Raw genomic sequence first — 13452 nt, 5'->3', positions numbered from 1 at the left:
GTTCAATTCTTGACCAAACCCTATTGGTCATCCTTATCTCAACTAATATAGAACCCCGATTTTGACAGACAAGAAACCCACCACTATGAATCTTACAGAACTCAAGAGCCAACCTATTCCTAAGTTGGTATCACTTAGCGAAAGTTTAGGATTGGAAAACCTGGCCCGCTTACGTAAGCAGGACATCATCTTCTCCATTCTTAAGCAACATGCTAAAAGTGGTGAGGATATTTTTGGCGACGGTGTTCTAGAGATTTTGCAAGATGGCTTCGGCTTTCTGCGTAGCGCAGACAGTTCTTACCTTGCAGGCCCTGATGATATTTATGTATCACCAAGCCAAATTCGTCGTTTTAACCTTCGTACTGGCGACACCATTGCCGGAAAGATTCGTCCACCGAAAGACGGTGAACGTTACTTTGCTCTACTAAAAGTTAACGAAGTAAACTACGACAAACCTGACAACGCTCGCAATAAAATCCTTTTTGAAAACCTTACTCCACTGCACGCAAACGATCGTATGCGTATGGAACGTGGTAATGGCTCAACTGAAGATATTACTGCACGTGTTCTCGATTTAGCCTCACCAATCGGTAAAGGCCAACGTGGTTTGATTGTTGCACCGCCAAAAGCCGGTAAAACAATGTTACTGCAAAATATCGCTCAAAGTATTTCTCACAACCACCCTGAGTGTGTGTTGATGGTATTGCTTATCGATGAGCGTCCGGAAGAAGTAACTGAGATGCAACGTCTTGTAAAAGGCGAAGTGATTGCATCAACATTTGATGAGCCAGCTTCACGTCACGTACAAGTGGCAGAAATGGTTATCGAAAAAGCAAAACGTTTAGTTGAGCATAAGAAAGATGTGGTTATCTTACTTGACTCAATTACCCGTCTAGCTCGTGCTTACAACACCGTTATTCCTTCTTCAGGTAAAGTATTAACAGGTGGTGTGGATGCTAACGCTCTTCACCGTCCTAAGCGCTTCTTTGGTGCGGCACGTAATGTCGAAGAAGGCGGTAGCTTAACTATCATCGCAACAGCGCTAGTAGATACTGGCTCTAAAATGGATGAAGTTATCTACGAAGAATTTAAAGGTACAGGTAACATGGAATTGCATCTTTCTCGCAAAATTGCTGAGAAACGTATTTTCCCTGCGATTGACATTAATCGTTCTGGTACCCGTCGTGAAGAGTTATTGGCGAAAGCTGATGAGCTACAGAAAATGTGGATCCTGCGTAAGATCGTTCACCCAATGAGTGAATCGGACAGCATGGAATTCTTGATCGACAAATTATCAATGACCAAAACTAATGAAGAGTTCTTTGACGCAATGCGTCGTCAGAAATCATAATTAATTTAAGCGGTTATTGAATTAAAAACGTCACTCTAGGGTGGCGTTTTTTTATGGCTGAAAGGTAAATATCACAGCTAACTAAAAGAGGTTAACCCACAGAATTTAAACGGGTATTTTCTTTTTGTGGTCGACGGGTGTTTTCCGCTTCACAACTGGTTATACTAGCAAAAATCATTCTCATTAAGTTAATAGCAGCAAGGCTGGTTTGACTTAATTTAGCTACAGGTAGCCGCTATGAAATACAAGGATCTACGTGACTTTATTGCCTATTTAGAGCAACAAGGGCAATTACAGCGTATTCAACAGCCGGTTGATCCTAATCAGGAAATGACTGAGATTTGCGATCGTACCTTGCGTGCGGGTGGTCCGGCATTGTTGTTTGAAAATCCTGTCGGTTACGACATGCCTGTACTGGCTAACTTGTTTGGTACGCCAGAGCGAGTTGCAATGGGAATGGGGCGTGACAATGTTAAACAGTTACGCGAAGTTGGCGAATGGTTAGCGTATTTAAAAGAGCCAGAGCCACCGCAAGGGTTACGGGATGCGATTAATAAAATCCCCGTATTTAAGCAAGTGCTTAATATGCCCACTAAAGTATTGCGTAAAGCGCCTTGCCAACAAATAATCTGGCAAGGTGATGAGGTTGACTTAGATAAAATTCCAGTGATGAGTTGCTGGTCTGGTGATGTCGCACCGTTGTTAACATGGGGCTTAACCATAACTCGCGGCCCGAATAAAAAACGTCAAAATTTAGGCATTTATCGCCAACAGAAGATTGCTAAAAATAAAGTCATTATGCGTTGGTTAGCGCACCGTGGTGGTGCGTTAGATCTGCGTGAATGGTGTGAAGCCCATCCGGGTGAAAAATTTCCTGTCACGGTTGCGTTTGGTGCAGATCCTGCGACGGTATTAGGCGCGGTAACACCGGTACCTGATACTTTATCTGAATATGCGTTTGCTGGTTTGTTGCGTGGCAGTCGTACTGAGGTGGTTAAAAGCATCAGTAACGACTTACAAGTGCCAGCCAGTGCTGAAATTGTCATGGAAGGCTATATCGACCCTGAAGAATATGCTGATGAAGGTCCTTATGGCGATCATACCGGCTATTACAATGAGGTTGAGCGTCATCATGTGTTCACTATTACTCATGTCACGATGCGTAACGATCCGATTTACCATAGTACCTATACAGGGCGTCCACCTGATGAACCTGCAGTACTTGGCGTAGCGTTAAACGAAGTGTTCGTGCCTATCTTGCATAAACAGTTCCCTGAGATTGTTGATTTTTATCTGCCGCCAGAAGGGTGTTCTTACCGCATGGCGGTGGTGACGATGAAGAAACAGTATCCAGGCCATGCCAAACGGGTGATGATGGGGGTGTGGTCATTTTTACGCCAGTTTATGTACACTAAATTTGTGATTGTGTGTGATGATGATGTCAATGCACGTGATTGGCAGAGTGTGATTAATGCCATGACCACGCGCATGGATCCGGTGCGAGATAGTTTATTTATTGATAATACCCCGATTGATTCGCTGGATTTCGCTTCGCCCGTGGTGGGTTTAGGGTCGAAAATGGGGATTGATGCCACTATTAAATGGCCGGCTGAATTGGCAACTACACTCACAGAATCATCACCTGTTAAGACTGAGTTTGATATTGAAGCGGGATTGGCAGCGCTGAAGTTACAATTGCCCGCTATTATTGATTGCTATCTACCACCTGAAGCCGCTGATTACAGTATGGCGATGGTGAGTATCAATAAAACGGTGGCAGGTGAAGCCGAGCAAGTGATGGTCGCGGTATGGGCATTCTTAAATCAATTTACCGATGCTAAATTTGTGATTGTGTGTGATGGTGACGTCAATGTACGCGACTGGAATGATATTATTTGGGCGGTGACGACGCGGATGGATCCAAGCCGTGATACGGTATCAATAGCTGCCACATCGACTCGCTGTTCGAAAATTGGCTTTGATGCGACTAATAAAATCGGTGTAGAAACCGACCGTGAATGGGGAACACCCATTATTAAAGATCCCCAGATTGTGGCACAGGTTGATGCAATGTGGGCGCAATTAGCAATCAATAACTAATCGCCAAATATGAGCTTGAGTCACACTCATTAGCTTGATGTTTTTATGTTTCAATGATGATATCCGTCATTGAATTGAGAGTTTTTTATGTACCAAGTACGCCTGTTGCCTAATAACATTACGTTTACTGCCAACGCGCAGCAAACCGTATTACAAGCAGCGCTCAACGCAGGCATCGCTTTTCCTAATCGCTGCCAAGTAGGTGCTTGTGCAATGTGTATGTGTCGTAAACAACATGGTGAGATAAGCTATAAGTTAGCGCCGATGTTGACGCCACAAGAGCAAGCACAAGGCTGGATTTTTGCTTGCCAAGCGAGAGTGGAAAGTGACTTGGTGTTATCGTTAGACTAGAGGAAAACCATGTCTATCCAATGTGAAGTAAAGTCAGTTGAACCGTTGGCATGTAATACATACCGTATTTTATTAAAGCCATTACAAGCCCTCGATTTTAAAGCGGGCCAATACTTATTAGCCGTGATGGGTGAAAAAGATAAACGCCCATTCTCGATTGCTAGCAGCCCTTGCCGTCAAGACGAGCTTGAACTTCATATTGGTGCTGCGGAGCATAATGCGTATGCGTTAGAGGTGGTTGAGACCATGAAAAGCGCATTAAGTGATCATCACGCGGTCACGATTGAAGCCGCGCATGGTGAAGCATGGTTGCGTCATGAAAGTCAGCGACCATTATTGATGATCGCTGGTGGTACCGGTTTTTCTTATATTCGCAGTATGGTTGATAATTGTATTAGCCGTGGTTTAACACAGCCGATATTTATTTATTGGGGCGGACGTGATTTATGTCAGTTATACGCTAACGCAGAAATGCAGGCATTAGCCCTGCAGTACCCCAATATTAGCTATGTACCTGTCGTTGAAACGGCGGCTGAAGGTTGGCAGGGCAAAGTGGGTAATGTACTTGATGCCGTTGCTGAAGATTTTGTCAGTTTATCGGCTTATGATATTTATGTTTGTGGTCGCTTTGAAATGGCGGGTGCAGCGCGTGAGCGTTTCTGTACTGAAAAAGGGGCGCTACGCGAGCATATGTTTGCCGATGCGTTTGCATTTATTTAAGTTAGTAAACCCATGAAAAAGGCGCGAATTTCGCGCCTTTTTTGTGTCTATTTTTTGACGGATAATGCTCTTTGAGAGGCGATTTTTTGTTTAACCCAAGTTTCGTTAAACCATAATGACAATAAAATAATTCCGCCGCCGATAATTAATCGTAGGTAATCCACATCATGGTTCCAGATGACAATGTTGACGATTAACCCTGCAGGCACCAAGGCATTATTCATGATCGCTAACGCGCCAGCATTGACTAGCGTTGCGCCTTTGTTCCAAATGAAATATCCCACCCCAGAAGCAATCACGCCAAGATAGACTAAAATACTCCATTGCAACGTTGTTGTTGGCAATTTGGCACTATTACCAAACAATAAATACATCGGCACCGCCACGCAAACTGCGCCTAAATAAAACCAACCAAAGACGGTGTGCTGTGGAATATCAGCGTGCTCTTGCTCCATAATGCGTTTGTAGCCAACCTGACCAATCGCAAAGCAAAGGTTAGCCGCTTGAACGACGAAAAAACCAATAATAAAGTGCTGATTAATGCCTTCAAACTTAATCACCGCGGCACCTAATACGGCGATCACGGCACTGAGTAAATACCATGGCGAGAATTGTTTATGAAGTGCATCGTAGATAAGGGTAACGTAAATCGGGGTGAAAATAGTAAATAGCAGTACTTCAGGAACGGTTAAATATAGAAACGATTGATAATAAAAACAATACATTAACCCTAGCTGGAATGCGCCAACAACCATTAACTTTAGCGCAAGCTTGGGGTGTAAGTATTTAGTGCGTAAAAACGGTAAAAAAACCACCGCCGCCAAACAAACGCGGGTTAACACCGAAAACCAAGCATCCACTTGGCCTGCAAGATAAACGCCGATTAAGCTAAAAGAAAAAGCCCACAACAGGGTTATTACAGATAAGTATTTCATCGTTAAAAAAAGGTGTGTTGATAGAGGGTAACAGCAGTGTAACGAAATTGCGGCAGCAGGAGTATGAGAATTACGGTCTAGAATATAACGATGTTAGCAGCCGTTATGCTAACGACTGCTGTCTTTATGGCGGATTATTTTAGCGGGACGATCAATAAATCAACCGGGGTACGGCTAATAAGTTGACGCGTTGATGATAAAATTTTGCTCCAGAAATCTTGATGATGACCACAAATCACTAAATCGACATTAAGATCTTTGATAGCGTTACAAATTTCTTCACTTAAATCACCACTACCGACTAAGGTATGGGCTACAGGGTAGCCTGCATGGTTGGCAAGCTCGTGTAATCTATTTTGAGCATCACTTTCAGCACGTTCATGCATCTCTGCAAGATTAATATCAATCAAGCCAGTGTAAAGATCGGCATAGTCTACATCAATATGGACCAGTGATAGTTTAGCATCCAATGATTGCGCTAATTTGGCTGCTTTAGCAACGAGATAGGCGCTGTCTTCAGAAAGATCGATAGCAGCGATAATATGTTTATAAACCATCACTTACACTCCATGGCAATATAATAATAATGATGTATGTTAGCACTGGTCTACACTTAAAAATATCGATTAGGTCGCATCTATAGGTTACGAAATGGTTAATTATTTTCCGTAATCGTTGATTCATTTTTATTGTTATTTTAGTGGTTTATACTAACAGTAGTGTCCTTTGATAAGGACGTTTTGTTCATTTGTTGCATTCTTAACAGTGCACAGTGACAATGTCTTGATTACACTTAAACAAACAGGAGTAGTGCAATGTTAGCCAAGGCAATGGTTGAAAATCTTAATGAGCAAATTAATTTAGAGTTCTTTTCTTCAAATTTATACCTGCAAATGAGCGCATGGTGTGAAGATAAAGGCTTTGAAGGCGCTGCTGCGTTCTTACGTGTACATGCTGCTGAAGAAATGCAACATATGCAACGTTTGTTTACTTATGTGAGTGAAACGGGCGCGTTACCTATTTTAGGTACCATTGAAGCACCTAAGCATGAGTTTGCTTCTTTAGGCGCAGTGTTCCGTGAAACTTACGAGCATGAGCAACTTATCACTAAGAAAATTAATGAATTAGCTCATGTTGCATTTTCGACTCAAGATTACTCAACCTTTAATTTCTTACAGTGGTATGTATCAGAGCAACATGAAGAAGAAAAATTATTCAAAGGTATTTTAGATAAAATTGAGTTAGTTGGTGAAGATGGCAAAGCGCTATTCTTTATTGATAAAGACTTAGCTGCGATGGCTAAAGGCGAGTCAGCACCAACATCAGTAATGGATTCACAAGCTTAAAGTGGTTCGAAGGGGGAGTGGTAATACACTGCCCCTTTTATCCCTGTAAGCCAGTGATATATAAAGGGGATAACTATGATCAGTGGTGATGCACTTTTAGTTGCGATTTTTGTGGTAGCAACTGTTAATACATGTAGATACATCAGTACATTACGTTCTTTGTTGGTGGTGATGCGAGATTGTGATCCGTTGCTGTATCAGCAGGTCGACGGACGCGGTTTTTTTTCATCGCAAGGTAACGTTAGTAAACAGATTCGCTTATTTCATTACATTCGCAGTCAACAGTATAAAAAACATCACGATCCGCTTTTTATGGCGAAATGCATGAAAGTGCGCAAGCTATTTGTATTAGCAAGTACCTTTATGATCACTTTCTTTGTGGCTATTTTTGCCGTCGCTTTCCTCGGGCTCTAATCTCACATCTCTTTCTGAGGTGTCACTGCTCTGGTGACACTTTCTTTGCTGTATCCTCGCTCAGTGTTATATCATTGGTATTGATATACGAATAACTTACCAATCACCCTCATTTTTACCCATTCAGTATCGGAAACTAAGTCGCTATGGATCAATTTTTACTTTGGTGGGCATCACTTGAAAAAGGTGCGTCCGTTAATTGGATATATAATATTGGCTTATTGCTACTGTTGAGCGCGTTATTGTGGGGTGGATGGTTATTACTTTCGCGCCGTTTAGCGACCATGGCGAGTAAAACCCATTTAATTTGGGATGATGCTTTAATTGATGCTGTTCGAGCGCCTGTTTCGTTATGTATTTGGGTGTGGCCAGGGCTGATGGCATTAGGGATCATGGTCGATAATATTACGACCTATTCCAGTGGTTTCTTAGCATTGTTACGCCATCTATTATTGGTTGGGGTCTTTATTTGGATCGTGATGCGGTTGATCACCAATATTGAACAAACCATCTTAGATAATCGCCCCCATCGTGATGCCACCACAGTAACCGCTATTTCAAAAATATTGCGCTTACTGGTAATGGTGTTAAGTAGTTTAATTGTAATGCAGAATTTCGGCTTAAGCTTGTCGGGTCTGTTAACGTTTGGTGGTGTCGGTGGTTTAGTGGTCGGTATGGCTGCTAAGGATTTACTGGCGAACTTCTTTGGTGGCATGATGATTTATTTTGATCGTCCCTTTAAAGTGGGCGATTGGATTCGAAGTCCAGATCGACAAATAGAAGGCACTATTGAACGGATTGGGTTTCGTATGACAGTGATCCGTACTTTTGATAAGCGCCCACTGTATGTGCCGAATTCGGTCTTCAGTTCGGTGGTGGTGGAAAATGCCTCACGGATGCAGAATCGACGTATTAAACAAAGTGTTGGTTTACGTTATTGCGATGCTGCTGTCGTGGGGCTGGTGGTCGATGATATTAAAACCATGCTCCAAAATCATGCTGATATTGAAACGCGCCAAACCTTGATTGTGAGCTTTGATACTTACGGACCATCGTCACTCAATATTTTAGTGTATACCTTTACCAAAACCGTTGATTGGGTCAAATACAAAGCGGTTCAGCAAGATGTGATGCTGCAAATTGTCGCGATTGTACATGCCCGTGGAGCCGATTTTGCGTTCCCAACCACCACTTTAGATATGCCAACAGCTGCAATTACCGCATTAACGGCGATTGAGAGTCGTCAACAAGCTTGATTTTAATCGAATAAATCACTGTGGTTGGATAGCAGTTGGTATTGGGCTAAGAGGCAGGTAAAATAGCAACAACAATAGAAAAAGGATGCTAATCGTTAGCATCCTTTTTGCGTTTATTTAGTGACATTTAAGGCTGATTGAAATCCATGGCAAACAAATATGATGTAGTAATTATTGGTGCAGGTGCTGCAGGCTTAATGTGTGCTGCCACCGCAGGTAAGCGTGGACGCTCAGTGTTAGTGCTTGATCATGGCAAGAAACCTGGTCGTAAAATTTTAATTTCAGGTGGTGGTCGTTGTAACTTCACTAACAATGATGTCGCTGCTAATAATTATGTTTGCCGTAATCCCCATTTTGTTAAATCAGCATTGTCACAATACAGTCAATGGGATTTTATTGGCTTGGTGTGTCAGCATGAAATTGACTATGAAGAGCGCGATCATGGGCAGTTATTTTGTGTTGATTCCGCCAAAGACATTGTCAAAATGTTGGTGGCAGAATGTGATTTGCCTAATATCAGTTTACGTTATCAGACCGATATCACCTCAATCACACAACTAGAGACCGGTTTTAGTTTGAGTGTTAATGGTGAAACGATCAGCTGTGAATCGCTGGTGGTTGCAACGGGTGGGTTATCGATGCCTAAATTGGGTGCGACCCCGTTTGGCTATCAAATTGCTGAGCAGTTTGGGCTGACAATGGTGCCAACCACCGCAGGTTTAGTGCCATTTACACTCCATAAGCAAGATAAAGACGCTTTTGAAGAACTATCAGGTATTGCTGTCCCTGCGGTGATCACGACCGCAGACGGTACCAGCTTTAAAGAAAATTTATTATTTACTCACCGTGGTTTATCAGGCCCTGTGGTACTGCAAATTTCATCGTATTGGTTGCCAGGCCAAAAGGTGAGTATTGATTTGTTACCGATGCTGAATTTGACTGAAACGTTAATTGAATTACGTGAACTGCATCCAAATCAGAGTTTAAAAAACACCTTATCGCGCTTGTTACCTAAGCGTTTAATTGAAGTCTTAATCACCCGTGGTGACATTACCGATAAACCGTTAAAGCAACTTAATCATAAAGAATTTGAGCAGCTAGGAACCTATTTCCACCAATGGAACATTGCGCCTAATGGCACCGAAGGCTACCGCACTGCTGAAGTGACGTTAGGTGGGGTTGATACTGATGAACTGTCATCTAAAACCATGGAATCTAAAAAAATCAACGGGCTGTTTTTTGCTGGTGAAGTGATGGATGTTAGTGGTTGGCTCGGTGGTTATAACTTCCAGTGGGCGTGGAGTTCTGGCTATGTTGCTGGTCAAAATGTGTGATTTTTAAGCGCTAAATTTGATGTTGTAAGTCTTCAAAAGATTCGAAATTCATTCAAAGTGGTGTTTTTTTGTCGATATTGCTTGGTAACGGTTAATTTATTAACAAGCAATATCAATGTGTTATGTTTTATTTTGGTTTTTATCTGAAAATAAATCTTTACAATGATTGCTAACCACATAATAATGATGTCGCTCTGTTGTTCGGAGTTATTAATGAAAACGTCAAGTAAAAGAAAAACCCTCAGAATATCTTCGTTAGTGTTGCATTCCTTAGTGTTTCCCTTAGCTTCATAGTCACATTCAATAATTCAAGCTTTCAGTGCATCGTGATATAATCGCGATAAATATTATGAATTTTAATCAAATAAGGGACACATTATGTCTACTGGTATCGTTAAGTGGTTCAACGAAGAGAAAGGTTTCGGTTTCATTACTCAGGACAATGGCGGTGCTGACGTATTCGTTCATTTCCGTGCAATCGCTTCTGAAGGTTTCAAAACTCTTGCTGAAGGCCAAAAAGTGTCTTTTGAAGTAGAGCAAGGCCAAAAAGGTCTTCAAGCTGCAAACGTTGTAGCTTTATAATATTTTAAGTCGACGTCAGTGGTCGTAGTGCCATTGACGTTACTTTTAACTTACATTATTTTTAACTAAAAAATTATTTATACAATATCATCGAAATATAAAACACTTCCAACATCTGCATCTGTATTTGTCGTTACGTTCCTTATTTTCTTCGTTACTTTATTATAAATAGCATTTTAATACTTAATCCGTATAAAAGATTTAGATGAATTTTATCGTCTTAATATTTTTATTACGAATAAACAATTGAGGATACTTATGTCTCGTTCATTAGGCCGTAAGCGGTTTTGGTTCCAACAAACTCGCCCAGAAACCCCTGTAAATTTAAATGAAAACCAAGAGGTTAAACAATGATAGTAAACTTTAATTTAGTAAAAGATCAACGTGCTTGGACTGCCAATATTCACCAGTTAAATAGCGATGTGTTAAAACGTCATATTCTTATTAACGGTAATGTTGATAATCTAGATATATCATTCAGTTACTGCGAAAAAACAGCCGCAGGCAATATAACTAATAGCAGCAATAAAGTGATTGGTAATTTCTATATTTCTTATTAATACCTCAGGGGATTTAATTAAGAAATGATTTTAATTAAATGTCTTATCTCGCCAAATGACATTATTTAATTACTCTATAAGTATTAACGACACATTATAATAATTCGGTATTATTATAATGATGATGTTCGCATTATTACTTGTAAATATTATCATTTCAAATTATTGCACTACGCGATAGTTCAATCAGATTCAAATTAAGGAACACCAAATGTCATTATCAAAAACAATGGGTACAGTTAAGTGGTTTAACGAAGAGAAAGGTTTTGGTTTTCTTACTCAAGACAACGGCGGTGCTGACGTATTCGTTCACTTCCGTGCCATCGCTTCTGAAGGCTTCAAGACATTAGCTGAAGGCCAGAAAGTATCATTTGATGTTGAGCAAGGCCAAAAAGGTCTGCAAGCGGCAAATGTTGTTGGTCTATAAGACTAACAGTTAGGTAGCGGTATTGCCGCTACCTAAACATCCAATAGGGTGTTTAACTAACGAAGATATTAGTTAAATGTCTTACACTGCTGAAAATATTATTTGTCATCTTTATCAAAAAGAAAACTGTTTATCGCTACATTTTATGTTGTTGTATCCGTGTTTCCCTTTGCTTTATCGATAGTTCAAACATTCTCATTTCAGCCTGTCGCGTGTTGCGGCAACTTAATGAAATAAAATATAAGGGACACATCATGTCTAATACAACAACTGGTCTAGTAAAATGGTTTAACGAAGAGAAAGGTTTTGGTTTTCTTACTCAAGACAACGGCGGTGCTGACGTATTCGTTCACTTCCGTGCTATCGCTTCTGAAGGCTTCAAGACATTGGCTGAAGGTCAAAAAGTGTCTTTCGAAGTAGAACAAGGCCAAAAAGGCCTACAAGCTGCAAATGTTGTAGCTATCTAATTTATCCTCGTTGATAAATAATAAAAATGCTGGCTAAGGCCGGCATTTTTTATATCTATACATTGCTAGTACTCATATTTTTTCTAATAATATCCTGCACTTCCTGCACTTCCTGCACTTCCTGCACTTCCTGCACTTCCTGCACTTCCTGCACTTCCTGCACTTCTTAATATAAAAAAATCCCTCACTGTAAACAGCAAGGGATTAGTAAAGTCGGCATGTCAGCGCGTTAGGCGATTATAGTGCGTCTTTTTTGATACAAAGAACGTGGTATTTACCGTCTTCGATTTCTGCGCCTTCAGTTTCGTGTTCGAAACCAGGGAATTCAGCATCCCATGCTTCTAGTGCTTTCAAGTACTGGATTTGAGGACTTGTATCATCACCGAAGTTTTCGCCACCCATAAGCATTGGAATACCTGGTGGGTAAGGGATAACCGAGTTCGCTGCAACGCGGCCAACAAGCTTATTAGAAGCAACTAACTCAACGTCATCAGATACTACGAACTGGTAAGCAGTACGTGGTTTCACTTCCATTACTGGAAGGCTTGAGTAAGCGTGGTTCAGTACTTGGCTTGGGTTATGACGGACGAGGTATTTGAACATACGCTCACCAAGATCACGCAACCCAAGGCCAGAGTAAGTTGCAGGTGAAGATGCAACCAGTTCAGGTAAAATAGTCTCTAGCGGAGAGTTAGCATCGTAATGGCGCTTGAATGACAACAAGGTGTTGATCAAGGTGTCACGCTTACCTTTAGTAATACCCATTGAGAATAGGAACATTACTTGGAAGTCAGTTGTACGGGTTGGTACGATACCGAAACGACCTAGGTATGCAGTTACAAGGGCAGCTGGAACACCTGTTTCTAGAAACTTGCCATTGTCGTCAAGACCCGGAGTTAACAAGCTAACTTTGATTGGATCAAGCATACACCAGTCATTGTCGATTTCGTCAAAACCGTGCCACTTGTCACCAGGCGTCAGTTTCCAGTTTTGTTGGATAGTCATTAGTGCCTCAACAGAAGCATCTTCGAAATTAACCTTGTCGCCGTTCATTTCTGTAACAGTTTCAGCGTTCCAAGGCTTGAAGAACCAATCGTTTTCAGCTGTGTAATCGTTAAATAGTTGGCGCATGCTTTGACGGAACACAATTGCTTCGCGGTTCACTTCGTTAGTGAGTGATAGACCACTTTCGCCTTTCATCATGTTCGCTGCAACATCGTTAGATGCACAGATTGCGTACAGCGGTGATGTTGAAGTGTGCATCATGTAAGCTTGGTTGAAACGATCGAAGTTAATCGCATTTTCACCGTTACGTACGTGAATGTATGATGCTTGAGATAATGCATTCAATAACTTGTGCGTTGAGTGAGTTGCAAATACTGTAGGACCTGTGTGGTCTTTAGCATCGCCACGCATTGCGTAGTGACCCTTATAGATAGGGTTAAAACGTGCGTAACCAAACCATGCTTCGTCCATGTGAATACGGCTAGAGCTTTCGCCTAGTAGCGCTTCAGTCACTTCTGAGTGGTAACATAAACCGTCGTAAGTACAGTTAGTTACTACAGCGTAGCTGGCTTTTTTCTCATCAGCGTTGAAAGGAATGCCCGCA

General features: G+C 41.4%; 15 protein-coding genes. 12 read left to right on the top strand and 3 right to left on the bottom strand.

Translation table 11 applies throughout. The features are described 5' to 3' along the window. The first annotated feature begins 85 nt into the window (after positions 1 to 85). From rho to fre, 4 genes are all read left to right on the top strand, one after another. Positions 86 to 1351, top strand: a complete 1266-nt coding sequence (rho, locus tag BTO21_RS11990; RefSeq protein WP_045032075.1) for a transcription termination factor Rho — start codon at positions 86 to 88, stop codon at positions 1349 to 1351. Between the two features lie 237 nt (positions 1352 to 1588). Further along, a complete protein-coding gene (gene ubiD / locus BTO21_RS11985) occupies positions 1589 to 3451 on the top strand; it encodes a 4-hydroxy-3-polyprenylbenzoate decarboxylase (RefSeq protein ID WP_045032073.1) in 1863 nt (620 codons plus the stop codon). A gap of 87 nt (positions 3452 to 3538) precedes the next feature. After that, on the top strand, positions 3539 to 3802 hold the full coding sequence (locus BTO21_RS11980) for a 2Fe-2S iron-sulfur cluster-binding protein (protein WP_045032071.1): 264 nt from the start codon (positions 3539 to 3541) through the stop codon (positions 3800 to 3802). Between the two features lie 9 nt (positions 3803 to 3811). Continuing rightward, entirely contained in the window at positions 3812 to 4522 is a 711-nt protein-coding gene (gene fre / locus BTO21_RS11975) for an NAD(P)H-flavin reductase (RefSeq protein WP_045032069.1), read from the top strand. 47 nt (positions 4523 to 4569) lie between these two features. Here fre and BTO21_RS11970 read toward each other — a convergent pair whose 3' ends face one another. Together BTO21_RS11970 and BTO21_RS11965 are read right to left on the bottom strand one after the other, a co-directional pair. Next, positions 4570 to 5457 (bottom strand): carboxylate/amino acid/amine transporter, encoded by an 888-nt coding sequence (locus BTO21_RS11970; RefSeq protein ID WP_045032067.1) that lies wholly within the window; start codon positions 5455 to 5457, stop codon positions 4570 to 4572. A gap of 134 nt (positions 5458 to 5591) precedes the next feature. Next, positions 5592 to 6014: a universal stress protein gene (locus BTO21_RS11965; RefSeq protein ID WP_045032066.1), complete on the bottom strand. Its 423-nt coding sequence runs from the start codon at positions 6012 to 6014 to the stop codon at positions 5592 to 5594. A gap of 258 nt (positions 6015 to 6272) precedes the next feature. Here BTO21_RS11965 and ftnA point away from each other — a divergent pair, with 258 nt between their 5' ends. The 8 genes from ftnA to cspE (BTO21_RS11925) all read left to right on the top strand — a co-directional run bounded on the left by ftnA (position 6273) and on the right by cspE (BTO21_RS11925) (position 11843). Continuing rightward, complete coding sequence (gene ftnA, locus BTO21_RS11960; protein WP_045032064.1) at positions 6273 to 6803, top strand: non-heme ferritin; 531 nt, start codon at positions 6273 to 6275, stop codon at positions 6801 to 6803. A 75-nt stretch (positions 6804 to 6878) separates the two neighbouring features. After that, on the top strand, positions 6879 to 7217 hold the full coding sequence (uspB, locus tag BTO21_RS11955; RefSeq protein WP_036789200.1) for a universal stress protein UspB: 339 nt from the start codon (positions 6879 to 6881) through the stop codon (positions 7215 to 7217). 146 nt (positions 7218 to 7363) lie between these two features. Then, positions 7364 to 8473 carry a mechanosensitive ion channel family protein gene (locus BTO21_RS11950; protein WP_045032061.1) on the top strand — a complete coding sequence of 370 codons (1110 nt, stop codon included), beginning with the start codon at positions 7364 to 7366 and terminating at the stop codon, positions 8471 to 8473. Positions 8474 to 8619: 146 nt separating this feature from the next. Then, positions 8620 to 9807: a BaiN/RdsA family NAD(P)/FAD-dependent oxidoreductase gene (locus BTO21_RS11945; RefSeq protein WP_045032060.1), complete on the top strand. Its 1188-nt coding sequence runs from the start codon at positions 8620 to 8622 to the stop codon at positions 9805 to 9807. 378 nt (positions 9808 to 10185) lie between these two features. Beyond that, positions 10186 to 10389 (top strand): transcription antiterminator/RNA stability regulator CspE, encoded by a 204-nt coding sequence (gene cspE / locus BTO21_RS11940; RefSeq protein ID WP_005372118.1) that lies wholly within the window; start codon positions 10186 to 10188, stop codon positions 10387 to 10389. 350 nt (positions 10390 to 10739) lie between these two features. Further along, positions 10740 to 10949 carry a hypothetical protein gene (locus tag BTO21_RS11935; RefSeq protein ID WP_045032057.1) on the top strand — a complete coding sequence of 70 codons (210 nt, stop codon included), beginning with the start codon at positions 10740 to 10742 and terminating at the stop codon, positions 10947 to 10949. 211 nt (positions 10950 to 11160) lie between these two features. Then, on the top strand, positions 11161 to 11376 hold the full coding sequence (gene cspE / locus BTO21_RS11930; protein WP_105026807.1) for a transcription antiterminator/RNA stability regulator CspE: 216 nt from the start codon (positions 11161 to 11163) through the stop codon (positions 11374 to 11376). 254 nt (positions 11377 to 11630) lie between these two features. Next, on the top strand, positions 11631 to 11843 hold the full coding sequence (cspE, locus tag BTO21_RS11925) for a transcription antiterminator/RNA stability regulator CspE (RefSeq protein WP_045032950.1): 213 nt from the start codon (positions 11631 to 11633) through the stop codon (positions 11841 to 11843). A 237-nt stretch (positions 11844 to 12080) separates the two neighbouring features. On the opposite strand, the gene BTO21_RS11920 is transcribed toward cspE (BTO21_RS11925), so the two are convergent. Continuing rightward, positions 12081 to 13452 (bottom strand): Orn/Lys/Arg family decarboxylase (locus tag BTO21_RS11920; protein WP_477646130.1); only part of this gene is annotated, 1372 nt, incomplete at its 5' end.

Source organism: Photobacterium phosphoreum (genome assembly GCF_002954725.1).
Lineage (GTDB): Bacteria > Pseudomonadota > Gammaproteobacteria > Enterobacterales > Vibrionaceae > Photobacterium > Photobacterium phosphoreum.
Note: the sequence above shows the minus strand (reverse complement) of the source record. Positions and strands in the feature narration are given on the sequence as shown.

Bases quoted from the DNA above. Each gene is read 5' to 3' on its own strand.
- rho (WP_045032075.1), top strand. From the start codon at position 86: ATGAATCTTACAGAACTCAAGAGCCAACCTATTCCTAAGTTGGTATCA.
- ubiD (WP_045032073.1), top strand. From the start codon at position 1,589: ATGAAATACAAGGATCTACGTGACTTTATTGCCTATTTAGAGCAACAA.
- BTO21_RS11980 (WP_045032071.1), top strand. From the start codon at position 3,539: ATGTACCAAGTACGCCTGTTGCCTAATAACATTACGTTTACTGCCAAC.
- fre (WP_045032069.1), top strand. From the start codon at position 3,812: ATGTCTATCCAATGTGAAGTAAAGTCAGTTGAACCGTTGGCATGTAAT.
- BTO21_RS11970 (WP_045032067.1), bottom strand. From the start codon at position 5,457: ATGAAATACTTATCTGTAATAACCCTGTTGTGGGCTTTTTCTTTTAGC.
- BTO21_RS11965 (WP_045032066.1), bottom strand. From the start codon at position 6,014: ATGGTTTATAAACATATTATCGCTGCTATCGATCTTTCTGAAGACAGC.
- ftnA (WP_045032064.1), top strand. From the start codon at position 6,273: ATGTTAGCCAAGGCAATGGTTGAAAATCTTAATGAGCAAATTAATTTA.
- uspB (WP_036789200.1), top strand. From the start codon at position 6,879: ATGATCAGTGGTGATGCACTTTTAGTTGCGATTTTTGTGGTAGCAACT.
- BTO21_RS11950 (WP_045032061.1), top strand. From the start codon at position 7,364: ATGGATCAATTTTTACTTTGGTGGGCATCACTTGAAAAAGGTGCGTCC.
- BTO21_RS11945 (WP_045032060.1), top strand. From the start codon at position 8,620: ATGGCAAACAAATATGATGTAGTAATTATTGGTGCAGGTGCTGCAGGC.
- cspE (WP_005372118.1), top strand. From the start codon at position 10,186: ATGTCTACTGGTATCGTTAAGTGGTTCAACGAAGAGAAAGGTTTCGGT.
- BTO21_RS11935 (WP_045032057.1), top strand. From the start codon at position 10,740: ATGATAGTAAACTTTAATTTAGTAAAAGATCAACGTGCTTGGACTGCC.
- cspE (WP_105026807.1), top strand. From the start codon at position 11,161: ATGTCATTATCAAAAACAATGGGTACAGTTAAGTGGTTTAACGAAGAG.
- cspE (WP_045032950.1), top strand. From the start codon at position 11,631: ATGTCTAATACAACAACTGGTCTAGTAAAATGGTTTAACGAAGAGAAA.